Raw genomic sequence first — 23,517 nt, 5'->3', positions numbered from 1 at the left:
AACTTCAAACATTGTTTAAAACATAGACCTTTAAATAGTAATATGACATTTCAAGAACAGATACGGCAGGGGATTCCTGATCAGCTGCCACAACCGAAACCATACGAGACCAATATCAACCATGCTCCGAAGCGTAAAGAAATTTTAGGAGAAGAAGAGAAAAAGCTGGCATTGAAGAATGCTTTACGTTATTTCGATCCCAAGTTTCATGCAGAACTGATTCCTGAATTTAAGCAGGAACTTGAAGATTACGGTAGGATTTATATGTACCGTTTCCGTCCGGATTATGAAATGAAGGCAAGACCTATCACAGATTATCCCGGAAAGTCTGAGCAGGCCAAAGCCATTATGCTGATGATTCAGAATAACCTGGATTATGCCGTAGCACAGCACCCTCATGAACTGATTACTTATGGTGGAAACGGAGCTGTTTTCTCAAACTGGGCACAGTATCTGCTGACCATGAAGTATCTGTCAGAAATGAATAATGACCAGACATTGGTGATGTATTCAGGACATCCTATGGGATTGTTCCCGTCTCATAAAGACGCGCCAAGAGTGGTTGTAACGAATGGTATGATGATCCCGAACTATTCAAAACCGGATGACTGGGAGAAATTCAATGCATTAGGCGTTACCCAATACGGACAGATGACAGCGGGAAGTTATATGTATATCGGACCTCAGGGGATTGTTCACGGAACAACGATTACGGTATTAAATGCCTTCAGAAAAATCAAAAAAGAACCGAAAGGAGGCCTTTTCGTTACTTCAGGATTAGGAGGAATGAGTGGAGCTCAGCCAAAAGCAGGAAATATCGCGGGCTGTGTAACCGTATGTGCAGAAGTGAATCCTAAGATCACAAAAATCCGCCATGACCAGAAATGGGTGAATGAAATCCATGAAGATCTTGATGCATTGGTAAAAAGAGTAAGAGAAGCACAGACCAACAAAGAAACGGTGTCTTTGGCTTACCTTGGAAATATTGTAGAAGTTTGGGAGAAATTTGATCAGGAAGAGGTAAGAATCGACATCGGATCAGATCAGACTTCACTTCACAATCCTTGGGCAGGAGGCTACTATCCTGCAGGACAAACTTTTGAAGAATCCAATACCATGATGGCTGAAAACCCTGAACTATTTAAAGAAAAAGTTCAGGAAACATTGAGAAGACATGCTGCAGCCATCAATAAACATACAGCAAAAGGAACGTATTTCTTCGATTACGGAAATGCCTTTTTACTGGAAGCTTCCAGAGCCGGAGCTGATGTAATGGCAGAAAATCCAACATTGGGAAGAGAATTCAAATATCCGAGTTATGTACAGGATATTATGGGACCTATGTGTTTCGATTATGGTTTCGGGCCATTCCGTTGGGTATGTTCCAGCGGAAAGCCGGAAGATCTTCGGAAAACGGATGATATTGCCTGTGCAGTGTTGGAAGAAATGGTTAAAAACTCTCCGGAAGAGATCCAGCAGCAGATGAAAGACAACATCCAGTGGATCAAGGGAGCACAGGAAAATAAACTGGTGGTAGGTTCGCAGGCAAGAATCCTGTATGCAGATGCGGAAGGAAGAATGAAAATTGCGGAGGCCTTCAACAAAGCTATTAAAAACGGAGAAATAGGACCTGTGGTATTGGGTAGAGATCACCACGACGTTTCAGGAACAGATTCTCCTTACAGAGAAACTTCCAATATCTATGACGGATCAAGATTTACGGCGGATATGGCCATTCACAATGTGATTGGAGACAGTTTCCGTGGAGCTACATGGGTTTCCATTCACAATGGAGGTGGAGTAGGCTGGGGAGAAGTAATCAACGGAGGTTTCGGAATGCTGCTGGATGGAAGCGATGATGCCGACAGAAGACTTAAGTCTATGCTTTTCTGGGATGTGAACAACGGAATCTCAAGAAGAAGCTGGGCAAGAAACGAAGGCGCTGTTTTCGCCATTAAAAGAGCAATGGAAGCAGAACCCAATCTGAAAGTAACACTTCCGAATTTGGTAGATGAAAATTTACTGTAAAAACATTTTAGATACAAAGAAGAGGCTGTCTCAAAAGTCAAACAATCTGGCTTTTGTCATTCTGACGAAGGAAGAATCTCCTTGATAACCAAATATATGAGATTCTTCACTACATTTCATTTCGTTCAGAATGACACTTTTGAGACAGCCTCTTTTGTTTCTTATTGCAATAAAAGTTTAGATTTCTTTGGAATGACAAATGGAGCGCGTAGATATCCATACAGTCTGTCATTCCGTAGAAACCTAGGTTTTTTACTTGAAAATCCAGATTCCACGCTCCACTGTGTTCCGCTCTGAATGACAAATGGTGCATACTTAATTCGCACAATCAGCATAGAAATCGTCACCCTTTTTGTCATTCCGCAGAATCTCAACAATAATCCCATACTTTAATTTCCCAACAAATAAGCTTTGGGAAATTTTTCAAAGCTTATGCCTGATAATCCACAAGTTCATATTCCATTTGTTCATTTGGAAGCTTTATTTTTATTCAAATTCCATTTTGATTTCCTAATATTTTAGGGTTAAAATTTTGCTTGAAAATAGGGGATAATAGTTTATAATTTGAAAATAAGATGATAAGCTTTATATGTATTCACCAAAAATTTCCAACATCTTTGTTTTCCAATTAGGGGGTAAATTATCCCAATTATTATCCCATTCCAAAGTTTTTTTATACGCTTTGTATGGCTTTTCAGAATTAGCTTCATAACCTAACTCATCTTCAACACTATTTGTCATTACAACAATTCTTCCATTTCCATCTAGAGCGTCTGCAATTGGTTGATTGTATTTTGCTGCATTTGGTTCTGTTAAGTCTAAATCATGTACTACTATTGGTTTTATTCCCATTGAAGTTAAATATTTTATTAAGCCAATTATAGCGGCTTTTCCGCGAGCTTTAATAATTTCAAAGTCAGATAAAATTTTAAAGTATTTAGCTTTATCTAAAAGTTTTAAAGTTTCGCGTATTAAGATATCTTCTGTATCCCCCTCAACAATTATTACATTTTTAGTAAAGAATATTCTTGATACATAGTTGTCAATTTTCATTATCATTTTAACATAATTTTTATCAATTGTTTGAAGTTCTTTAAATTTTTCAGTAACATTAAAAGTATTGCATTCAACATGATTACCACAATTATAAAGTCTATTCAATATTTGCTTCGGTTTACGTGATAAATCAATGATATATGGTGAATGTGTTGATGCTATTATTTGTGAGGTATTAGAACTTAATTCATAAATTGCTTCCCTCATTTGGTTCGCAGCGCTTGGATGCAAATATGTTTCAGGTTCTTCAAAACAGACTATTAGTGAACGAGCATGATCATCTTCTTTTTTTGATAACCATGATTGTCTGTATCTTAACATGCCAAAAACAGCAGCTCTTATCATTCCAGTACCTTGATTATCAACAGAAGTCTTTATATTACTTGACATTTCAACATTGAAGGACGGTTTGAGACTTGAAGGATCACTTAGACTTGTAGTGGCATATAATTTAGAATCTGGAAAAACGGTGGATAAGACAATGTTTAATTCGTTCATCATTTTTCCAAACTCAGATTCACCATCTTGCGGATCCAATTCTTTTGCGAGATTATTTAGGTGAACTTGAGCGTTTTTAAAATGCTCAGAATTTTCTCTAACAGTTTGAAATAGTTCTCCAAGTGTAGTACTAAGAACTCCGTTGCCAGAACCTTGAATTTCATGTAATCCAACATCAACAGGAATTAATAAAAACCTTGGTAACATCTTAAGTACATTTCCAGGAATTCCACCTGGATTTTGAAACCAAGTTTCCTCTTCAGAAATATCCCAAATCTCATCAATTAAGTCTAATTTCTCTAGTGCAGCTTTACCTTTTCCAATATTTGATTGCAAATCAGGAAAATACTCTTCAATGGTCTCTTGAGACAGACCATTATCAATATAATCTTGAGGTTTTTTACAATCAGAATAAATATCTTTTATATTTCTAACTTTTGATTTAAATTCAATTATGACATCTTTACCTAATTCATATGTTTTTCTATATATAACGGATAAGCCCGTTTCCTCAGAATCTTCCGATTTCTCATAATTAAAAATTCTACCTTTAAATCCTCTCCATGTTTTAGCTTCATCGGGAAGGTTTCTAAATTCAGCTTCAAGAGTAATTATATTTGTATCAACTTTTACTTCATTAGTCTCATCATCTATTATTGAATGAAAATCAGCTGTTGTTAGTTGTTTTTTTGCAGTTAATAAGATATCTATTGCTTTTATAATTGAACTTTTACCACAATTATTTTGTCCAATAAGAAATGTTGCATCTCCAAAAATTACATTTACTTCTTTAAGTCTTTTATACCCTGAAATTTTTAATGAATAGAGTTTCATATATATTATTTGTATTGTTTTCAAATATAGAAATCTAACATAACATACAGCTACGGTTTTCCGTAATCTGAAAATTTTCCGTTTGCAATCTCCCAATCCCTCCAAAACTCTAAAACAATAGTAAAACAAATCACCCAAGCCCTCCGTTTGTTAAAAACAAATATGTTTGTGTCTTCCGGAGATCTCCGGAAGTCTCCTGCAACCTGCGGGAAATCTTCGGAGATGTCGGGAGGTTTCCCGCAGGTATGTTTGTAACAAAACAACTTTTTTATATATTTGATTGTTAATTTATTAAAACCAAAAACACAAAAAAATGAAAATTGCACTCACAGAACTGGGTACTAAAGATCTTGCGACTTTAGCCCAAAGAATTATTTCCAATGCCCAATCCGGCAAATATCCCGTTATCATCAGTCATCCCCTTGTTATAGATTTAGAGGATTCGTATGCAGAGTATGATAAGGTCTATACCAAACAGATCTACAGCGGAAAGGGGAAGGACGTAGCCACTGCCGATCAGGAAAGAGATATGGCTTACAGCAGCTTGAAAGCCTTCCTGAACGGCTACAGAAAGTTACCCTCTGCCACTAATTATCAAACTGCGGAGGAGCTGTATCAGGTTTTTAAAACGTTCGGGCTTAACCTCGACAGGCTGAGCTATTCTTCCCAAACCGCCCAAATGAAAAAGCTGATAGAGCAACTGGAAACCCCCGAAAATCAACAGAAACTTTCAGCGCTTTCTCTGAATACTGCATTTGCGGAAATGAAAGCAAAGCAGGATGCTTTTGAAATAGTGTTTGCAGAGCAGGCAGGAGCTAATGCAGATCTTCGCCAGATGGCAAGCGCAACAGCGATTCGTAAAAGTCTGGAGAAGACATTGAAATCGTATTTTAATCTGCTTACAGCGATGAAAGGGGTAGCAGGCTGGGAACTGATTTATAATGATACCAATGAACTGGTGAAAGCCGCAAAAAATTCTTCACTAGGGAAGAAAGAGGGTAGTGATCCTGAACCACAGAAATAATTTTTTGTTGGAAATCGCAAAGATTCAAAGTTTTAAAATATTTTTTTTAGGAAAAGGAAGCAAAGTTTTGTGGCTTTGCCACTGATGAAGCATTCTATAAAGGTTCGCTTCATACAATTAATCTTGGTTGATTCCCTCTTTGCTTCCTTGAATGATTTATTTTTAAATTAAGTTTGTTTATTATGTTGGGAAAACGCAAAGAAGCTAGGTTTTTAAAGTATTGTACTCTATTGTAAGGCGCAAGAAAATCAAAGATTTTCAGCAAAATGAAACGTTCTCAATTTTATCGGAGATAAAATCTTAGCGTCTTAAAAAGTATTCTTTACAATTATTTTGCGCCTTGGCGTTTCCAACAAAACAGCTACAACATTAAAAAAACTCAGTACAGAACTGAGTTTTATTTTTCTTAATGGTTATTTTCTTACAGTTTCTGGAGACTAGAATTTAGATTCCTTGCTTTGCTCGGAATGACAAACGGAGTGTTGAAATTTTATCGGAGATAAAATCCTGGCGCCTTAAAACAGAAAATTTTTAATATCATTTTGCGCCTTAGCGTTTAACCCAACTGCGATACAAAAAAACTCAGCATATCGCTGAGTTTTTATTTTTTCTTAAGAGCATTTAGCTCCTCTTGTAATCTCTGGTTTTCCTTCTTCAGATGTTCTATATAATCTCTCTGATTTTCAAGAAGGAATTCAGGTACATTACAATAAAGATTACCGTTTATGTTATTTCCAAAACCGCTACTTCCAGTAATATTTTCAAAATTATTGATCTGCTTTGCTTCCTCTTCTTCGTAAATTTCTTCCACAGGAACTTCCAGTAAGCGGGCAATTTTGTCCCATTCATCATTGAAAATCTTTACATCTCCGCTTTCTTTTCTGCTGTAGTTAGAGACATCAGTCGCAATATAATCAGCCACTTGCTGTTGTGTGAAGCCTTTTCTTTTTCTTACGTTGCGTAGTTTTTCTTTTTGCATGACCCGTATTTTCTACAAATATGCAAAATATTACCGGAAAAAATATTTCTTTTTGTTGGAAATTTTAAACGCTTGCTTCATACAATCAATCCTGATTGATTCTCTCTTTGCTCCCTTGAGTTATTCATTTTTAATTAAAACTTTGCGTTTTAGAGTTTTTTGACTGTGTTGGGAAAACGCAAAGGCGCAAGGCTTTAAAATATTGTATTCTATTTAAGGCGCAAGAAAATCAAAGATTTTCAGCAGAAATAAAACGTTCTCAATTTTATCGGAGATAAAATCTTTGCGCCATAAGACCGTTTATTTTAATAACAATTTGCGCCTCTGCGTTTCCAACAAAAGATCACAATACAAAAGAGGCTGTCTCAAAAGTCAAACAATCTGGCTTTTGTCATTGACTACGTCGAATCTTCGATTTCTGACGAAGGAAGAAACTCATTGATAACCAAACATATGAGATTCTTCACTGCATTTCATTTCGTTCAGAATGACACTTTTGAGACAACCTCTTTTTATTTTGAACCATTAAGAACATCGGTCTTCTTCTTCATATTCTTAACTATTTAAATTTTAATGTAATTTATTATTTCACCGCCGCAATGGCTGCTTCATAGTTCGGTTCCTGAGAAATATCCGATACCTGTTCTTCATAAATGATCTTGCCTGAAGGATCTATCACCACAACGGCTCTGCTCAGAAGTCCTTTCATTGGAGAATCTACCAGCTCCACACCATAGTTCCAACCAAAATCGGAACGGAAATCTGAAAGCATTACCACATTTTTGATTCCTTCAGCACCGCAGAATCTTTTCTGGGCAAAAGGCAGATCTTTGGAAATACAAAGGACTACAGTATTGGGAAGGTTTCCAGCCTCTTCATTGAAATGATGCACAGAAGCTGAACAAACACCAGTGTCTACACTCGGGAAGATATTCAGAATAACATATCTTCCTTTGAAGGAGTCCAGCGTCTGATCATTCATATTCACATCTGTAAGGGTAAATTGGGGAGCCGGCTTATTCAGTGCCGGTAATTTGGCATAAGTATGAACTTCTTTCCCGCCCATTAAAACAGTATTGGTTGCTTTAGATTTTTGAGCAAAGCCCACTGCAGAGAAGAATAGCAGTGTGCCGCAAACTAATTTTGAAAACATGAAATTTATTTTTAAGCTAAATTATTCTTTTTTTAGGAGCTAAGATTAATTTTAATTCAAATAGATCGAATCTATGGTCAGATTATTTTTTTCAACACAATTTACTTCTACCTTTATCTTACAAAATATAGTTGTTTCAAAGGTGTGATTCTGAATGAAATAAAATGTAATGAAGAATCTCATATAAAAATCAATAAAGATTCTTCCTTCGTCAGAAATCGAAGATTCGACGTAGTCAATGACAAAAGTCAAATAATTTAAATTTTGAGACAATTTCAAATTTATCACATAAAAAATAGAAAGATTTATGAGTTCAGAAAATACGGCATCATTCCATCACATTTTTAAAGGAGAAAACGAAATTCCGGAAGAATATAAAGTTCCGGTTATCCATCAGAGAACTTATCTTTTGAATGGGGAACTGGTAGAATGGAACGGCGATGTGACGGAAATTTATTCTCCGGTGTGCATCCCCACAGAAAACGGATTGGAAAGAAAGCTTCTGGGAAGTATCCCGAATATTGGTCCGAACGAGGCTATGGAAGTTCTTGAAGCCTGCGTAAAAGCCTATGATAACGGACTTGGAGAATGGCCTGCCATGTCTGTGGAAGGAAGAATCAAATGCATGCAGAAATTTGTCTATCTGATGATCCAACAGAGGGATCTGGTTATCAGACTGCTGATGTGGGAAATTGGCAAAACATTGGCCGATTCTACCAAAGAATTTGACCGTACTGTAGATTATATCAATCAGACCATTGATGCTCTTAAGGATCTGGACAGAGAATCTTCCCGCTTTCAACAGGCTGAGGGAACCATTGCACAGATCAGGAGAGCACCGCTGGGTGTGGTTTTAAGCATGGGACCATTCAATTATCCTCTGAATGAAATTTTTACCACACTGATTCCTGCTCTGATCATGGGAAATACTATTTTGTTTAAACTTCCCAAACATGGTGTTCTGGCTCATTATCCTTTATTAAACGCTTTCAGAGAAGCATTCCCGAAAGGAACTGTGAATACATTATATGGAAAAGGATCAGAAATTATCACTCCGGTTATGGAAAGCGGAAAAGTGAATGTGCTGGCTTTTATAGGATCAAGTAAAGTGGCTAACGGACTAAAAAAACTGCATCCGAAAGTGAACCGTTTAAGAGCTATTCTGAGTCTGGATGCTAAAAATGCAGCCATTGTTACTAAAAATGCAGATCTGGATGTAGCGGTGAGCGAGTGTATTTTAGGAGCGCTTTCTTTCAACGGACAGCGTTGTACAGCATTAAAACTGATATTCGTTCAGAAAGAAGTGGCGCTGGCATTTACAGAGAAATTAAGTACTGCGGTCTCTGCGCTGAAGGCCGGGCTGCCATGGGAAAAAGAGGTGAAGGTAACACCACTTCCGGAAGTCAACAAACCTGCTTATCTGAAAGAATGTATTGATGATGCCTTACAGAAAGGGGCTGCAGTGCTGAATAAAAATGGCGGCTATACAGATGAGTCTTTTGTTTTTCCTGCAGTAGTATATCCTGTAAACCGTGATATGAAGCTGTACCATGAAGAGCAGTTTGGTCCTGTAATTCCTGTTGTTCCGTTCGAAGATATAGAAGAACCTATAGAATATCAGGTGAATGCTTCCCATGGGATGCAGGTAAGTATTTTCAGTGAAGATCCGCATGAGGTAGCGAGACTCATTGATCCGTTTGTAAACCTTGTAAGCCGTGTCAATATCAATTGCCAGGCGCAGAGAGGTCCTGATGTCTTTCCTTTCACCGGAAGAAAAGACAGTGCAGAAGGAACACTTTCCGTATTTGATGCGCTGCGCTCATTCTCTATCCGGTCTCTGGTGGCTGCAAAGCTTACAGATTCAAACAAAGAGTTACTGAACACTATCGTCAGAGAACATGATTCCAACTTTTTAAGCACTGATTATATTTTCTGATTCTGACGGGTATTGTATTTAACATAAAATAAAAGTCCTCAACAAACACCTTGGTTTGTTGAGGACTTTTTTAACTTAATGCCGGAAAATAGAGTTTTGTGTTATAATAGGATGGTATTCTATAAAATTTCTATCTTTAGAACATTGAGTTGTAAAAAAATATCACATGGATGATTTTAAAAATCAGGTGTATTCTATAGAAGAATTCCTGGAGCTTGTAAAGAATAAACAGGATAGGAAAGCATCCTTTGACCCGGAATATAATTATGCGGTTTACTCTTCTACGGAAGAGTTTAAACCTGAAATGAAAGTTTTTATCGGAGATCCTTTGGATATCGGAGGGAATGATCATGAAATCTTACCTGATTTCGTTTTTCATAACAAGCTTCACTATATGTGTTCTGATGAAAATATTCAGGATGTGGTGGATCTTGCTTTCAGACAGCGTGCTGATGTTACCTCTTCGCAGCTTATTAATGCCCTGAACCATTATCTGAAAAAAGATGATTTCTTAGATTTTAAATAATAAAAGAATTACATACTTAAAATAAATAAACCTGATATAAAAAATGTCAGGTTATTTTTATTTCTTTTGTAAAAATCTGTAACAATTTTTTTAAACGAAAACTAACTCTATAGAGTAACAAGCTATGACCTCATTAGAACAAGAGTTTATACGTAAAATTGAACAGCATAAAGGAATTCTGTTTAAGATTTCTAAAATGTACATGACTGAAAAGGATGATCGTGATGATCTTTTTCAGGAGATTACCTATCAGCTATGGAAAGCATTTCCCGGTTTCAGAGGTGAAAGTGAATTTTCTACATGGCTATACAGAATTGCTTTGAATACCGCTATTATTTTCCTGAAATCAGAAAAGAGAAGAAGCTTTATTGCCCATGAAGATTTTTCTAATCAAATCATTATCCAGGAAGATTATGATGATCGTAAAGAAGAACGCCTGGCTGAAATGTATCAGGCAATACATCAGCTTAATTCTATTGACAAGGCTTTTATCTTCTATTATCTGGAAGATTTTTCAGGAAAGCAGATTGCAGAACAGATGGGAATTTCTGAAGGCAATGCAAGAGTGAAAATGAACCGGGCAAAAAATAGACTTAAAGAGATCTTAAGCCAAATAAAAACCAACCAACATTAAAATCAGTAATCCCATGAATATCGATGAATTGAAAAATACCTGGAACGAAGATATTGTGGAGGAAACTCCCGAAATAAGTATAGAACAAAGCAATAAACTGAATCTTCCTCTTGAAAAAATACGCAAAAATATGCGTGTGGAATTCTGGTGGATGATAGGAATCTTTGTCTTTGCTTTTCTGGTGTGCTCAGTATGCAGACCATTTAAACTTCAACTGTACATCACGGTATTGATTGCCTCCATGCTTATTGTCACTGTTTTCTTTTTCAGTAAGTTCTTTAAGCTATATAATGAAATCAGTAATCCTGCACCTAAGACTTATGATTCTTTGAAAGATCTCGTGATGCAGCTCAATCTTAATAAACAATATTATCTTTCCTATTACATCAGTTTTGCCCCGTTTCTTGTGTGTGAGATCCTTATTGTCCTGGAGTTTATCCCGTGGCCAAAGCCTTTGAGTGAATTGAAGATTGCAGTGATCTTAATTAGTACAGTAACCGCAGGATTATTTTTGCTTTATTTTGTTGGAAGGTTCTGGTATCAACGCTATTATGGAAGGTATATCCAATATATTGAAGATCTTTTGGAAGAATTAAAAAGATAAAAAGAGTTTGGCGGGCTGAAAGCCCGCCGAACCCATATTCATTACTGTCCTTTATTTTCTTTTTCTTTGGCAATTTCGTTCTTTATCCAATCCAGCTGTGGATCTTTTTGATCAATAATATCCTGCATGTTTTCAGTAACGGTCACATCCGGAACAACCCCTTTCCGTGAGTCTGAAAAATTGATATTAGGCTGAACCAGAAGCAGACCTATGGGAAATCTTATTTCAGAATTGGGAAGCTTCTGATAGGAATAAAAACCGGCAACAGTTCCGTCATTGGCGCCTCCTGTTTCTTCTCCCACCAGTGTTGCTCTTTTATCATTTTTAAGTTTGGCGGTAATAATAGAAGATGCAGAAAAGCTTCCTCCGTTGATGAGTACAAAAACTTTTCCGTGAAAGGCTTCCTTTTTAGGTTTTGTAGGTTTGTCAGCCTTCATTTTGTAGAATACCTTTCCATCCTTTTTATAAGTACTGAAAGTCTGTGCAAAAAAGTAACTCGGATAGGCAATACTTTTAAGAGCATATTCCAAAGGCGTACTTTTTCTGAAATAATTGGTGCGTAAAGGAGCATTTCTGGAAGTTAGCTGAGAGGGTTTTATCAGAGTAAACGGTTCATCAGCTAAATAGGAATACAGGTTATTGATTTCATACAAAGAGCCGCCATAATTATTTCGGACATCTATGATGAGGTAGGGAGATTTTGCATGGTGGATCCTGGCAAAAGTCTTTTTATAAAACTCATCCGAATAATCCCTGGAAAAGCTTTTCACCTTAATATAAGCAATAGTGCTGTCTTTGTCCAGAAACTTGAAGCTTCTGTTATAAGAATTACTCGAAGCTACATAATCGTTCAGCTTCTTTTCGGGAGTCTTTTTCTGCATTTCCTTATCCTTTTCAAGGTCTGAATCAGATTTTGCTTCTCTGGTTAAGGTATACGTTCTTTTTTCACCATTATAAAGGGTTTCAAGAGTGGCTTTGCTGCCAAAACCATTTTCCGCAGTATAAAAATTAAAGAACAGATCTTTTAAAAAGTACGGATGGAAAGTGGTATTATCACCATCACTGCTGATCAGGCTTCTGTACTTCCTGATGTAATCAGATACAGGAACATTATCGATTGATAGAATTTCAGTTCCAGGTTTTATGTGTTCGATAGAATCTTTGTTTTGAATGATATACATGCGGTCTCCAGATATATAATATTCAAAACGGCTGAACATTCCTTTTTGGTGTTCAAGTCTTTTAATTTCCTCTTTTGTAAATTTCTTTCTGGGAATTCTCAAGGAAAGATGTCCTTCACGAATTCCGGCAATGACAGGCTGAAGTTTAAAATAAAACTGAAGAGGAGTAAGAGGCTCGTTGATGGTCTGCTTAAGACTGTCAAATTTACGCTCCAGTTCCTTCCTGGAAATATACCAGTATAACTGAGGGTGCATTTGCTGTAATTTTGAATACGCAAAGTCCACATCCTCTTTAAGTTGCTCCGGTGGAATACATGAGGCCCGCTGTTCGTTGTGTTTTTGTACAGAAGCACAAGACGAAAAAATAGCGAGAAGAAATATTACCGAATAATTTTTCAATGTATCTGAGTTTTTTAGGGTGCTAAAATAGAAAGTTTAAAATTAATCCTGACCTAAACACCTGATAAATTTTTAAAAATACATGGTAAATTTAGTTAAAAAATAGAGTGAAATGGAATAAATTTTCATTTAAAAACAAAAGTCAATACATTTGATATTATTTTGTACAGATGATTTACTGGATTATTACCTGTTTGGTTGTTTTGACGATTACCTTTTTTATCGTGATCAATATGAAAGCGTTTGGTGGAGTTCCAAAAGGGAAGAGACTGAAACGCATAAAGCAGTCGAAACTCTATAAAAAGAGACAGTTCCGGAATATCAGCCATACTCCTTCCATTACAGAAGGCTACAAGATGTGGAAAGTAACCTATGATTTCTTCTTAGGAAAGAAAGATCCGCTGTTGAAACCTCTGAAAGCAATTCCATCCCTTCATACCAATCTGAAAAATATTGATAGAAATGAAGATGTATTCATCTGGCTGGGGCATTCCTCTTATTATCTGCAGACAGATGGAGTTTCGTTTTTAATAGATCCTGTCCTGAGTCTGTATGGTTCACCCTTTAAATACTTTAATAAGGCTTTCAAAGGCTCAGATATTTTTAAACCTGAAGACATTCCCGGCATAGACTATCTGGTTATCACACACGATCATTTTGATCACCTGGATTATCCCACCGTAAAATCTATTGAGGAAAGGACGAAAACGGCCATTATCCCTTTGGGAGTAGGAGCACACCTTGAAAGATGGGGATATGCTGAAAACAAGCTTATTGAAGAAGAATGGGGAACAGAAGTTATTCTAAAGAATGATATAAAAATTGTTTTTACTCCTGCCAGACATTTTTCCGGCAGAAGAGTAAAGCAGAATGATACGCTTTGGAGCTCATATGTTCTGATAACGCCTACGAGGAAAATTTTCTTAGGAGGAGACAGTGGCTATGATTCCCATTTTAAAACAATCGGTGAGCATTATGGACCTTTCGATTATGCTGTTCTTGAAAACGGACAGTATGGAGAGGCATGGAGGTATATTCACAAATTACCGGAAGATGTAATTCAGGCTGCTATTGATCTTAAAACACAGCGTATTATCCCTGTTCATGCTGCCAAATTTGCATTGGCACTTCACCCATGGAATGAACCCTTACAAAAGATAACGGCTCTTGGAAAAGAAAAACAGCTTAATGTCCTCACTCCCATGATCGGTGAGGTAGTAGACCTGAATCATCCGGGACAGGAATTTACAACCTGGTGGGAAAACTGATCAGGCATGCCATATTTCTTTATACCTTGCAGGGTGATTTTCAAACTGCTGTCTTACAAAATCACATTCCGGGTCTACAAGCAAATCTTTTTCTTCTGCATAGCGTACCAGCTCGTCCAGTAATAGTTTAGCATATCCTTTTCCTTCACGCTCTTCGTCAAGTTTCGTATAAAATACAATAAGCAGCCTTCCGTCAACCTCTATGGACATATAACCTGCCTTTTTCCCATCGATAAGTAACTGCAATTCATCCTGATATTGAGATACCTGAAACTTTATATTTTCCATAACAATGTAAGATTTGGTTGATTAAAACTCATTTGAGAAAATTACTTTAAAAATATTCTCTCCATTAAAATTACGAAATTAAATCATATGAAGTAATATTTTTCAGGAATCTTAACGGATTTTATAACGTAAATGAGGAAAAGATAAAAGATAAAAGATAAAAGATAAAAGATAAAAGATATTGTTGATAAGATTCTATACGCTGAGCTTTAGTCTATCTAACAATAAATTATTCAATAATTTGATAAAGAAAAAGGAAATATTTCAAATATAATAAATCATTTGTAATTTTTATTAACAAATATTAGTATTTATAATTAATAATTGGCACTTTAATTGACTAACCCTTCATGTTTAATTTTAAAGTGGAGTGAAATGAAAAAATTAATATTAACAGCATTATTGGTCGGGACATTTAGTTTGAGCTATGCCCAATCTGATGACTATAATGATTATAGAAGGAGTATCTCGGATATCAACTGGCAAAGAGTAATTACTGATCTTGTGCTTTCAACAACACAGGCTAATCAGATTTACGTGTTGAATGACAGATATCGTGATTATGATACCTGGAGCAGAGTCTATGTAGTAGAGCCGGGAAGATGGAGGAATGACCGTTATTCAGAGCTGGAAAGAATTTTGGGTAGAGAAAAGTATATCATCTTTAAAAAGAAATATTACAGAGGTCAAAATCCGGTAATCGTCTATGGAAGAAATAAAAACGATTATAAAAAATACCGTAAACAACAGGAAAAATATTACAAAAACCAGGAGAAATACTACAGAAAACAAAATAAACATCATGGTCACGGACATCATGATGATTGGGATTAACCCTATGATCAACCTAAATGGCTGGCATTTTTTGTCAGTCATTTTATTTTTGACAATCCGGTAGTATTGTTATTTAATTTGTTTGATTTTTATAACTTTGATCTATGGAATCACACGAGTCACTCAAAGGTTTTTATGAAAGAAATGCTCCCAATCTGGCATCACAGTGTATTGGTGTCAATACAATGGGGCATTTCAATGTATTTTCACGGGAATACTGTTCTCCACTCACGCCTTACAGCAGAAGAGATTACTATAAAATTTCACTCATCATAGGAAAAGGAAAACTTCATTATGCCGATAAATGGATCAAAGTGGACCGTCCGGCATTATTGTTTTCCAATCCCATTATTCCATATTCCTGGGAGGCGGATGATGAAGATCAGAAAGGCTGGTTCTGCCTGTTTACAGATCAGTTTCTGCACAATGGAACCCGTATGGGAAACCTGCAGGATTCTCCGCTTTTCAAGATTGGAGGAACACCTGTTTTCTTTGTAGATGAAGAACAGCAAAATATACTTGCTGAGATCTATACCAAAATGATGACAGAGATTCAGTCGGAGTATATTCATAAATATGATATGCTGAGAGCGTATCTTCATCTGATGATTCATGAAACGATGAAAATGCAGCCGGCAGAAAGTTTTGAACCTTATCAGAATGCTTCACAAAGGGTAGCCTCTTTATTTATGGAATTGTTGGAAAGACAATTTCCAATCGACAGTCCTGAGGCTTTTCTGAAATTAAAAACGCCGAATGATTATGCGCAGAGTCTCTCCATTCATGTGAATTCTTTAAACCGTTCGGTAAAAGAAATTACGGGAAAAACAACCAGCCAGCAGATTACCGCAAGGATTATTCAGGAGGCCAATGCCTTACTGAAACATACAGATTGGAATATTGCCGAGATTGCCTACGGATTAGGTTTTGAAGAACCTGCTTATTTTACCAATTACTTTAAAAAACAAACCGGAATTACTCCGAATGCCTTAAGAATGAATGTTGTTTGATTTTTATAATTCTTAGTTTGAAATCTATATCGGGGTTGGCTTCCGGATGTTCTAATTTTGTCATGTAAAATTAAATCATACCTATCATGAAATTTAAAAAATTAGGAAACACAGAAGAACATCTATCAGCAATCGGTTTAGGTTGTATGGGAATGAGCTTTGCTTATGGTCCCACAGATGAGCAGGAAAGTATCAATACTCTGCATAGAGCATTAGATTTAGGAGTAAACTTTTGGGACACAGCAGATATGTATGCCAATGGAGAAAACGAAAAACTGATCTCTAAAGTGTTAGTACCCAACAGAGATAAAATTTTCATTGCAACTAAATTCGGATTCAGGTTCAAAGATGGTAAAGCTAGCCACAGTGGCGCTCCCGGAACTTATTTTGACGGTTCTCCGGAATGGATAAGACAGGCCGTAGATTTAAGTCTTCAAAGATTAAAGATTGATACCATTGACTTGTATTATGCTCACAGAGTAGATCCAAATGTTCCTGTAGAAGAAACCGTGGGAGCGATGGCAGAACTGGTAAAAGCCGGTAAAGTGAAATATATCGGATTGTCTGAAGCTTCAGCGGAATCTGTCAGAAAAGCTAACAGAATTCATCCTATAGCAGCATTACAGTCAGAATATTCTATCCTTACGAAAGATGTTGAAAAGGAAATTCTACCAACCATCAGAGAGCTTGGGATTTCTTTAGTGCCATATTCACCGTTGGCAAGAGGACTTTTTACCAATATTTACGATATACAGAAACTGGGTGACGATGACTTTAGAAAATCATTACCGCGTTATCAGCAGGAATATCTTGAAAACAATACCAAACTGGCAGATGAGATCAATGAGTTTGCCGCTTCCAAAGGAGTAAAAGGAACTCAGCTGGCATTAGCATGGGTGTTGAATCAGGGAGATGATATTATCCCGATTCCCGGTACAAAGCGAATCAAATACCTGGAAGAAAATATTGCAGCAGTCAATATCGAACTTTCCCAGTCAGATCTGGATACGATTGATGGAATTCTGAAAAAATACCCGAACGTAGGAGAAAGGTATACCGAAGGTTCAATGAAATTGGTCAATAACTAAGAATTATTTATACAAAAGCTGGGTTTCTGATAATGGGAGCTCAGCTTTTTGTTTTTATGTTTAAAATAAAAATAGCTACGCTATGAATAGACAAGAATTATTAAAGAACGGATTGTTGGCAGGCACATTTAGTATGACCCCTTTTTCCGGTTTAATGGGCGAAAACAAAATGCTATCTGAAAAAACAGAGGAAGATCTTTCCGGTTTAAAAAAATAAAATTGGGAGAGCTTGAACTTTTCGTGCTCACAGACGGATATATTCATGAACAGAATCTGAACTCATTTGCCCCCAGAGGAATCGTTTCAGAATTGAAAACCATCCTCAAAGATAATTTCAGACTAGATAATTAGCGTGAGTTCGATATAACTATTGAAATAAATACAGTTGTTTAGTATCTACAAAATTGTTTTTAAGCGAAGGTTTTTTGTCCATGAAATTATATGCTATCAGTGCAGAAAAAATAGTATTGGAGTAATTGGCTATACTTCTGTGTCTTGAATGCTCCACCTGACAATTTTAAGCTGATCAAAGATGGTTTCCACAATGGCTCTTTTGCGTATCATATAGGCTTTGAACATTGGGGTTAGAGATTTTGTTTTTATATTCTTTTTAAGCTTTGTTACCAGATGAATATCCTGAGAAAAAAGATTTTGAAAAAGCTCTTTTGAGATATATCCTTTATCCCCAAAAACTTTCCCATAAAGCTTTTTAATGAAGCTTTTATATTGCAGTGGATTTATCTACAAAACTGATCCCGGTACAATCGGATAGATTCTCACTTTTCAGGAAAATACTCAGGGGCATAAAGCTTTGTTTTTTCAGCTCTACCATTCTGTTGTAGCTTACTGTTTTAGGGAAATACTCTTTCATGAATTTTTGCACATACCCCAAATAAAAGGACTTGAACTCTCTATACCCGGAAAGATGGAAAAGGATCTGGATGGTCATCACTTCCAAAACAGACATCGTAAATTTCCTGTTCCTTTTTTTCGTAGAAATCATGGCTTTTTCCCAAACTGGAATAAATTCTTTGCAAAAATCATCAACTTTGCAACTATAGAAAGAGATCAGACAGAAGAACTTAGAGCATTACAAGACACTCTTTATTTCATCGGAGGGAAATGGTGGATTCCTGTGATCAACTCACTACGTAATGGTAACAGGCGCTTCAGGGAAATTGAACGAAGTATTCCCGGAATTACCACAAGAATGCTTTCCAAAGAACTGAAAGATATGGAACTTAACAAACTGGTAAAACGCACCGTTTATCCGGAAACTCCTGTTTTAATAGAATATGAACCCACAGAATACAGCCCTACTTTTGGAAACATCATTATGGAAATGATCAACTGGGGGAGAGAGCATAGGAGAGTGATTGTGGAGGATTTAAAATAATACAAATAAAAAACCTCTCACTAAGGAGAGGTTTACAATTATTTGTCAAAAATTTCGATCAATATACTTTCAGGAATTACATCTGAATAATCATAATATTGAAGATTAAGCTGAGTAACTGAACTTATGCAAACAACCTTGTTATTGTAGTTAAATACTTTATAAGGGTATTTCTTTGTATTGATTGTCTTGGTTTTTGTGTAAGAATTGATGTTGTAAAACTCAATAGTTTTATTTCCACTTCCTGCAATAATACTGTTGCTATCAAAATCAAAACTTGAAAGTTTAGAGTTTCCGGAAGGTAGATCATTCTGGTAAATCATTTGCGAATTATATACTGAGCCGGAACTTGCAGTAATGATTCTTCCATCAGGAAATGCTTCAAATATTCTATAATTAAGAGGGTGGTCTCCATGATAAGAATCACTTTGATGGCTGATATAATTACCGTTAAGATCAAAAGTATAAAGGTTCATATCTACAGGTGAAATATTCTGTGTTATGGTATATAATTGTAAAGAATTCCCCACTACAGCTTTTTTCATCCTTCCAGTATAATAATAGTTAGATGATTGAGAAACTAGAGCCTTAGTCGTTCTGTCAATTGATTTAATAACGTTAGAACTACTAGAACTGTTGGAATTCGGAGAGCCATAAAGCTTACCATTGTGATAAATAGTACTTATAAGAGGCATTCCGAAGCTTATCTGATCTTTTAATGTCAAGTCGTTACCGTCATAAATATCAACCCAACCATCATTTCTTGGAACATATAATTCTACATTACCATTATAAATTCCAAGATCAGAATATCCTAAAGTAGCATTAGTACTGACCTGATGGGTGACTGAGCCTGTATTGACATCATAAAGAGTAATTTTTCCATTTGTATCTAAAAGATATAATTTTCCGGAATTTTTATCAAATTGAGCATCAAAAGTCTTAAGATTAAGCATTTTAATCTCAGGTCTTTCAATTTTTATAATGTTACTTTGAATCTCTTCACCATTAGCCTTAATACCGATGATCTGATATTCTAAATACGGGCCGAATGGCACCGTTGAAGTGAACATAAACTGATTTGGATTGCTATTGCCAATTTCTGACTGCATTCCATTTTGAGAGTCACTCCTTAGAATTTTATAGTATATATAATTATTATCACCGGTGAGCGTCCATTTTAAACTTACTGTTTCAGTGGTATCATTATAATTTGAAGTTAGATTGATCTTATTTTCTACAACAGGAGGTGTTACCACCTCCGTAATATCATCATTTGAATTGCTACATGAAAATATTGAAAAATAAGCAAATAATACAATTAGAGCTTTTTTCATAAAATTTTAAATTCCGTCAATAATTTCATTTAAAACAGTGCTAGGTCTCATTGCTGCATACGTTTTATATGTATCAGTTTTGTAGTATCCTTCAATATTCTGAGGTTTACCCTGAGCACCAATTAATTCTGCATTGATTACTTCTTCGTTTTCCTTCATAGCAGCAGCCACCGGAGCAAACTGAGCAGCCAGTTCCGCATCACCAGTCTGGTTTGCTAACGCTTCAGCCCAGTACATTGCCAAATAGAAGTGAGAGCCTCTGTTGTCAATCTGTCCTACTTTTCTTGCAGGAGATTTGTCGGTAGCTAAGAATTTGGCATTTGCTTCATCCAGTGTATCAGCTAAAACCTGAGATTTTGTATTCCCCTGAGTTTGTGCCAAATGTTCTAAAGAAGCCTGAAGGGCAAGGAATTCACCTAGAGAATCCCATCTTAAGTATCCTTCTTCCAGGAATTGTTCTACGTGTTTTGGAGCAGAACCTCCGGCACCTGTCTCAAATAAACCGCCACCGTTCATTAATGGAACAATAGAAAGCATTTTTGCAGAAGTACCCAGCTCAAGGATCGGGAAAAGGTCTGTTAAATAATCTCTCAATACGTTTCCTGAAACAGAGATTGTATCTTTACCTTCTCTTGCTCTTTTCAGCGTTTCAGTCATTGCATCTTTTACATCAAGGATTCTGATGTCAAGACCTGTTGTATCGTGATCAGCAAGATATTTCTCTACTTTTTTGATGATTTCTCTGTCGTGAGCTCTTCCTTTGTCTAGCCAGAAGATAGCCGGAGTATCAGATAATCTGGATCTGTTTACCGCTAATTTTACCCAGTCCTGAATAGGTGCATCTTTAGTCTGGCACATTCTGAAAATATCATCTTTTTCTACCTTCTGAGAAAGAAGAACGTTTCCAGCTTCGTCCTGAACTTCTACAGTTCCGTCAGCAGCTACTTGGAACGTTTTATCGTGAGAACCGTATTCTTCAGCTTTTTGAGCCATTAAACCTACGTTTGGAACAGATCCCATTGTAGTAGGGTCCAGTTTTCCGTGCGCTTTCATATCGTCTATTACAGACTGATAGAAACCTGCATAAGAACGGTCCGGAATAATGCAAACAGTATCTTCTTCGTTTCCGTCTTTGTTCCACATTTTACCTCCGCCTCTTACAAGAGCAGCCATAGATGCGTCAACGATGATATCAGAAGGTACGTGGAAGTTGGTAATTCCTTTATCAGAGTTTACCATTGCCACTCTAGGTCCGTTTGCCAAAGCAGCTTCAATATCAGCTTTGATGTCAGCTTCCTGAGCATTTCCTTTTATTTTATCGAAAAGATCTGCAAGACCGTTATTTGGATTGATGTCTAAAGACTTGAAAGTCTCAGCATATTTAGTAAATACTTCTTTGAAGAAAGTCTCAACAATAGCCCCGAAAATGATTGGGTCAGAGATTTTCATCATCGTTGCTTTAAGGTGAGCAGAAAGAAGTACATTTCTTTTCTTCGCTTCCTCGATTGCTTCCTGAACGAATGCTTTTAACGCATTTAAGTTCATTACAGAAGAATCAATGACTTCACCAGCCTGAATACCTGCGAAATCTTTTAATACAGACTCAGAACCATCATTTCCTTTGAATACGATTCTGTATTTTGTAGCATTTTCTAATGTAGTAGAGTTTTCTGTACCATAGAAATCACCGTTGTTCATGTGAGCTACATCAGTTTTGCTGTCAGATGCCCAGTCGCCCATTCTGTGAGGATTTGCTTTGGCATAGTTTTTAACAGCTTTTGGCGCACGTCTGTCAGAGTTTCCTTCTCTTAATACAGGGTTTACAGCACTTCCCAATACTTTCGCATATTTAGCTTTGATGGCCTTTTCTTCGTCATTTTTAGGCTCTGCAGGATAGTCTGGAACTGCGAAACCTTTACCTTGTAGTTCAGCAATCGCTGCATCCAATTGAGGTACAGAAGCAGAAATGTTAGGTAACTTAATGATATTAGCGTCAGGTTGAGTCGCCAGTTCTCCTAATTGAGCCAAAGCATCACTGATTTTCTGGTCATCTTTTAAAAACTCAGGGAAGTTGGCTAAAATTCTTCCTGCCAAAGAAATATCCGGAACCGCAATTTCGATATCTGCTGATTTTGTAAAAGCTTTTACAATAGGTAAAAACGAATGAGTAGCCAGCATTGGAGCTTCATCAGTAAGCGTGTAATAGATTTTTGATTTTTCTGACATTATACTGTTATTTTTTATTTGAAATTTTAAGTCCCGCAAATTTAGTAAATATCATTGTTTTATTTAAGATATTTCCATAAAAAAAAGAGGTCTGAGACCTCTTTAATTTTATATTTGTGTAATTGTATATGCTCCGCTACCGTTAAAGTTAATACCAAATTCCATTTTAACATTTTTTGGCGTTGCAGTAAGATTGGGGATTGTAATTGAAGCGCCGTCGATATCTAAACTTCCGTCATTTAAATTATCACCGAAATATTCACCATATAGGGCATCGTTAATTTTGATCTTAAATCCATAAAAGTTAGAAGAAGTTACCCCATTAAAGATAACAGAAAATTTCTGAGTGGAAGGATTATAAGATAAAGGAGAAACTGATACCTGAGAACTAGAATTATTCAGAATAATTTCAGGAACCAAATTTTTTATTACTACGGTTGTATAGCTGCTGTAATTTGTCATTCCAATACTGTAGAACCCGTTGGAGGGTGCCGTAAAATTTGTTCCGTTAGCTACAAGAAATCCAGAGTTGTCTGCTCCATATACCTGTGCGGAAGAAGAAGGAGATGCAATGAATTTTATTTGGGTATTGGCTGGAAGATATTTGTATCCTATTTTAGAATTTCCCTTGTTTCTCATAAAGTCTGCCGCAGAAGGATTGAAGGAATTATGAGAACCGTACATGTATAGGTCAGCAGGAAATGTACTGTTTGAAGATTGGCTTACAGGTAGATTCAAGTTACCGGAATTATCAACACTCAAGGTATAGTTTGTTCCATTCGGAGAAACCAGCGTAATTCCCTGTCCGGCACCTGTTACCACTGTTTTGGCAACCTGAGCATAAGGAACACTCATCAATTGATTTACCCCAACGTTGGTATAATTAGAACCGCCATTGGGATCCATTTCCACTTTTACAAATTTGGTGTTTGTTCCCCAGTTGATCGCTCCGAAGTTTCCGGTGTTGGCTGTTCCCTGCCCGATATTCAGGTTAACAAGACCTTTAGCGTTCGTAGTTTTAGTATGAGTTTCGGAATATAAAACCGTTCCTGTAGCTGAGTTTTCTAAAATGCTTACCTTCAAAGAAACATTCCCATTGGCAATCGGAGTCCCGGCTGCGTTAAAAGCAATTGTCTGGTAGCTGAAAGCTTGTGGAACCTGTGCACTTAATAACGTAGCAAGGAATAACCCTATAGTAGAATATAATTTTTTCATGTT

The 23,517-nt window shown here is 36.5% G+C and carries 23 protein-coding genes; 13 read left to right on the top strand and 10 right to left on the bottom strand.

Translation table 11 applies throughout. The features are described 5' to 3' along the window. Positions 1–42: 42 nt before the first annotated feature. Positions 43–2,028 (top strand): urocanate hydratase, encoded by a 1,986-nt coding sequence (locus C8D70_RS07200; RefSeq protein WP_110366867.1) that lies wholly within the window; start codon positions 43–45, stop codon positions 2,026–2,028. A gap of 585 nt (positions 2,029–2,613) precedes the next feature. On the opposite strand, the gene C8D70_RS07195 is transcribed toward C8D70_RS07200, so the two are convergent. After that, entirely contained in the window at positions 2,614–4,416 is a 1,803-nt protein-coding gene (locus C8D70_RS07195) for an ATP-dependent nuclease (RefSeq protein ID WP_110366866.1), read from the bottom strand. 313 nt (positions 4,417–4,729) lie between these two features. Here C8D70_RS07195 and C8D70_RS07185 point away from each other — a divergent pair, with 313 nt between their 5' ends. Beyond that, a complete protein-coding gene (locus C8D70_RS07185) occupies positions 4,730–5,440 on the top strand; it encodes a DUF6261 family protein (protein WP_110366864.1) in 711 nt (236 codons plus the stop codon). 601 nt (positions 5,441–6,041) lie between these two features. Here C8D70_RS07185 and C8D70_RS07180 read toward each other — a convergent pair. After that, a complete protein-coding gene (locus tag C8D70_RS07180; RefSeq protein ID WP_110366863.1) occupies positions 6,042–6,419 on the bottom strand; it encodes a helix-turn-helix domain-containing protein in 378 nt (125 codons plus the stop codon). 583 nt (positions 6,420–7,002) lie between these two features. Further along, complete coding sequence (gene tpx / locus C8D70_RS07175) at positions 7,003–7,572, bottom strand: thiol peroxidase (protein ID WP_181416102.1); 570 nt, start codon at positions 7,570–7,572, stop codon at positions 7,003–7,005. Positions 7,573–7,879: 307 nt separating this feature from the next. Between tpx and C8D70_RS07170 the strand changes: the two genes are divergently transcribed. The 4 genes from C8D70_RS07170 to C8D70_RS07155 all read left to right on the top strand — a co-directional run bounded on the left by C8D70_RS07170 (position 7,880) and on the right by C8D70_RS07155 (position 11,272). Then, on the top strand, positions 7,880–9,508 hold the full coding sequence (locus C8D70_RS07170; protein WP_110366861.1) for an NADP-dependent glyceraldehyde-3-phosphate dehydrogenase: 1,629 nt from the start codon (positions 7,880–7,882) through the stop codon (positions 9,506–9,508). Positions 9,509–9,674: 166 nt separating this feature from the next. After that, a complete protein-coding gene (locus C8D70_RS07165) occupies positions 9,675–10,034 on the top strand; it encodes a hypothetical protein (RefSeq protein WP_076597292.1) in 360 nt (119 codons plus the stop codon). A 124-nt stretch (positions 10,035–10,158) separates the two neighbouring features. Continuing rightward, entirely contained in the window at positions 10,159–10,668 is a 510-nt protein-coding gene (locus C8D70_RS07160; RefSeq protein WP_110366860.1) for an RNA polymerase sigma factor, read from the top strand. 13 nt (positions 10,669–10,681) lie between these two features. Further along, positions 10,682–11,272, top strand: coding sequence for a hypothetical protein (locus C8D70_RS07155; RefSeq protein ID WP_076597294.1), 591 nt, complete (start codon positions 10,682–10,684; stop codon positions 11,270–11,272). 41 nt (positions 11,273–11,313) lie between these two features. Here C8D70_RS07155 and C8D70_RS07150 read toward each other — a convergent pair whose 3' ends face one another. Then, complete coding sequence (locus tag C8D70_RS07150) at positions 11,314–12,852, bottom strand: S41 family peptidase (protein WP_110366859.1); 1,539 nt, start codon at positions 12,850–12,852, stop codon at positions 11,314–11,316. Between the two features lie 170 nt (positions 12,853–13,022). Here C8D70_RS07150 and C8D70_RS07145 point away from each other — a divergent pair, with 170 nt between their 5' ends. After that, complete coding sequence (locus tag C8D70_RS07145; RefSeq protein WP_110366858.1) at positions 13,023–14,120, top strand: MBL fold metallo-hydrolase; 1,098 nt, start codon at positions 13,023–13,025, stop codon at positions 14,118–14,120. Here the strand turns inward: C8D70_RS07145 and C8D70_RS07140 are convergent, their stop codons facing one another. Continuing rightward, entirely contained in the window at positions 14,121–14,408 is a 288-nt protein-coding gene (locus tag C8D70_RS07140) for a GNAT family N-acetyltransferase (protein ID WP_047433564.1), read from the bottom strand. Positions 14,409–14,783: 375 nt separating this feature from the next. Here C8D70_RS07140 and C8D70_RS07135 point away from each other — a divergent pair, with 375 nt between their 5' ends. The 5 genes from C8D70_RS07135 (at position 14,784) to C8D70_RS21175 (ending at position 17,691) form a co-directional block, all read left to right on the top strand. Beyond that, entirely contained in the window at positions 14,784–15,242 is a 459-nt protein-coding gene (locus C8D70_RS07135) for a hypothetical protein (RefSeq protein ID WP_110366857.1), read from the top strand. 104 nt (positions 15,243–15,346) lie between these two features. Beyond that, positions 15,347–16,252, top strand: coding sequence for a helix-turn-helix domain-containing protein (locus C8D70_RS07130; RefSeq protein WP_110366856.1), 906 nt, complete (start codon positions 15,347–15,349; stop codon positions 16,250–16,252). An 86-nt stretch (positions 16,253–16,338) separates the two neighbouring features. Next, positions 16,339–17,340 carry an aldo/keto reductase gene (locus C8D70_RS07125; protein ID WP_110366855.1) on the top strand — a complete coding sequence of 334 codons (1,002 nt, stop codon included), beginning with the start codon at positions 16,339–16,341 and terminating at the stop codon, positions 17,338–17,340. A gap of 82 nt (positions 17,341–17,422) precedes the next feature. Continuing rightward, on the top strand, positions 17,423–17,557 hold the full coding sequence (locus C8D70_RS21180) for a hypothetical protein (RefSeq protein ID WP_262484573.1): 135 nt from the start codon (positions 17,423–17,425) through the stop codon (positions 17,555–17,557). 2 nt (positions 17,558–17,559) lie between these two features. Then, positions 17,560–17,691 carry a hypothetical protein gene (locus C8D70_RS21175; protein ID WP_262509783.1) on the top strand — a complete coding sequence of 44 codons (132 nt, stop codon included), beginning with the start codon at positions 17,560–17,562 and terminating at the stop codon, positions 17,689–17,691. Between the two features lie 129 nt (positions 17,692–17,820). On the opposite strand, the gene C8D70_RS21315 is transcribed toward C8D70_RS21175, so the two are convergent. After that, positions 17,821–18,012: a transposase gene (locus C8D70_RS21315; protein ID WP_410493707.1), complete on the bottom strand. Its 192-nt coding sequence runs from the start codon at positions 18,010–18,012 to the stop codon at positions 17,821–17,823. 49 nt (positions 18,013–18,061) lie between these two features. Next, a complete protein-coding gene (locus C8D70_RS21035; RefSeq protein WP_170872118.1) occupies positions 18,062–18,211 on the bottom strand; it encodes a hypothetical protein in 150 nt (49 codons plus the stop codon). A 54-nt stretch (positions 18,212–18,265) separates the two neighbouring features. Here C8D70_RS21035 and C8D70_RS07110 point away from each other — a divergent pair, with 54 nt between their 5' ends. After that, positions 18,266–18,736: a winged helix-turn-helix transcriptional regulator gene (locus C8D70_RS07110; RefSeq protein WP_228402675.1), complete on the top strand. Its 471-nt coding sequence runs from the start codon at positions 18,266–18,268 to the stop codon at positions 18,734–18,736. Positions 18,737–18,774: 38 nt separating this feature from the next. Here the strand turns inward: C8D70_RS07110 and C8D70_RS07105 are convergent, their stop codons facing one another. The 3 genes from C8D70_RS07105 to C8D70_RS07095 form a co-directional block, all read right to left on the bottom strand. Then, positions 18,775–20,073 carry a hypothetical protein gene (locus C8D70_RS07105; protein ID WP_110366854.1) on the bottom strand — a complete coding sequence of 433 codons (1,299 nt, stop codon included), beginning with the start codon at positions 20,071–20,073 and terminating at the stop codon, positions 18,775–18,777. A 6-nt stretch (positions 20,074–20,079) separates the two neighbouring features. Further along, complete coding sequence (locus C8D70_RS07100; protein WP_110366853.1) at positions 20,080–22,299, bottom strand: NADP-dependent isocitrate dehydrogenase; 2,220 nt, start codon at positions 22,297–22,299, stop codon at positions 20,080–20,082. A 108-nt stretch (positions 22,300–22,407) separates the two neighbouring features. Next, a complete protein-coding gene (locus tag C8D70_RS07095) occupies positions 22,408–23,514 on the bottom strand; it encodes a hypothetical protein (RefSeq protein ID WP_110366852.1) in 1,107 nt (368 codons plus the stop codon). Between the last annotated feature and the right edge of the window lie 3 nt (positions 23,515–23,517).

It is taken from the genome of Chryseobacterium sp. CBTAP 102 (genome assembly GCF_003201365.1).
Classification (GTDB): Bacteria; Bacteroidota; Bacteroidia; order Flavobacteriales; family Weeksellaceae; genus Chryseobacterium; species Chryseobacterium candidae.
The sequence above is the reverse complement of the archived record's forward strand: the minus strand, read 5'-3'. Positions and strand labels throughout refer to the sequence as shown.

What these genes read in the sequence shown, in the direction of transcription:
- C8D70_RS07200 (WP_110366867.1), top strand. Translation starts at nt 43, where the DNA reads ATGACATTTCAAGAACAGATACGGCAGGGGATTCCTGATCAGCTGCCA.
- C8D70_RS07195 (WP_110366866.1), bottom strand. Translation starts at nt 4,416, where the DNA reads ATGAAACTCTATTCATTAAAAATTTCAGGGTATAAAAGACTTAAAGAA.
- C8D70_RS07185 (WP_110366864.1), top strand. Translation starts at nt 4,730, where the DNA reads ATGAAAATTGCACTCACAGAACTGGGTACTAAAGATCTTGCGACTTTA.
- C8D70_RS07180 (WP_110366863.1), bottom strand. Translation starts at nt 6,419, where the DNA reads ATGCAAAAAGAAAAACTACGCAACGTAAGAAAAAGAAAAGGCTTCACA.
- tpx (WP_181416102.1), bottom strand. Translation starts at nt 7,572, where the DNA reads ATGTTTTCAAAATTAGTTTGCGGCACACTGCTATTCTTCTCTGCAGTG.
- C8D70_RS07170 (WP_110366861.1), top strand. Translation starts at nt 7,880, where the DNA reads ATGAGTTCAGAAAATACGGCATCATTCCATCACATTTTTAAAGGAGAA.
- C8D70_RS07165 (WP_076597292.1), top strand. Translation starts at nt 9,675, where the DNA reads ATGGATGATTTTAAAAATCAGGTGTATTCTATAGAAGAATTCCTGGAG.
- C8D70_RS07160 (WP_110366860.1), top strand. Translation starts at nt 10,159, where the DNA reads ATGACCTCATTAGAACAAGAGTTTATACGTAAAATTGAACAGCATAAA.
- C8D70_RS07155 (WP_076597294.1), top strand. Translation starts at nt 10,682, where the DNA reads ATGAATATCGATGAATTGAAAAATACCTGGAACGAAGATATTGTGGAG.
- C8D70_RS07145 (WP_110366858.1), top strand. Translation starts at nt 13,023, where the DNA reads ATGATTTACTGGATTATTACCTGTTTGGTTGTTTTGACGATTACCTTT.
- C8D70_RS07140 (WP_047433564.1), bottom strand. Translation starts at nt 14,408, where the DNA reads ATGGAAAATATAAAGTTTCAGGTATCTCAATATCAGGATGAATTGCAG.
- C8D70_RS07135 (WP_110366857.1), top strand. Translation starts at nt 14,784, where the DNA reads ATGAAAAAATTAATATTAACAGCATTATTGGTCGGGACATTTAGTTTG.
- C8D70_RS07130 (WP_110366856.1), top strand. Translation starts at nt 15,347, where the DNA reads ATGGAATCACACGAGTCACTCAAAGGTTTTTATGAAAGAAATGCTCCC.
- C8D70_RS07125 (WP_110366855.1), top strand. Translation starts at nt 16,339, where the DNA reads ATGAAATTTAAAAAATTAGGAAACACAGAAGAACATCTATCAGCAATC.
- C8D70_RS21180 (WP_262484573.1), top strand. Translation starts at nt 17,423, where the DNA reads ATGAATAGACAAGAATTATTAAAGAACGGATTGTTGGCAGGCACATTT.
- C8D70_RS21035 (WP_170872118.1), bottom strand. Translation starts at nt 18,211, where the DNA reads ATGAAAGAGTATTTCCCTAAAACAGTAAGCTACAACAGAATGGTAGAG.
- C8D70_RS07110 (WP_228402675.1), top strand. Translation starts at nt 18,266, where the DNA reads ATGGAAAAGGATCTGGATGGTCATCACTTCCAAAACAGACATCGTAAA.
- C8D70_RS07105 (WP_110366854.1), bottom strand. Translation starts at nt 20,073, where the DNA reads ATGAAAAAAGCTCTAATTGTATTATTTGCTTATTTTTCAATATTTTCA.
- C8D70_RS07100 (WP_110366853.1), bottom strand. Translation starts at nt 22,299, where the DNA reads ATGTCAGAAAAATCAAAAATCTATTACACGCTTACTGATGAAGCTCCA.
- C8D70_RS07095 (WP_110366852.1), bottom strand. Translation starts at nt 23,514, where the DNA reads ATGAAAAAATTATATTCTACTATAGGGTTATTCCTTGCTACGTTATTA.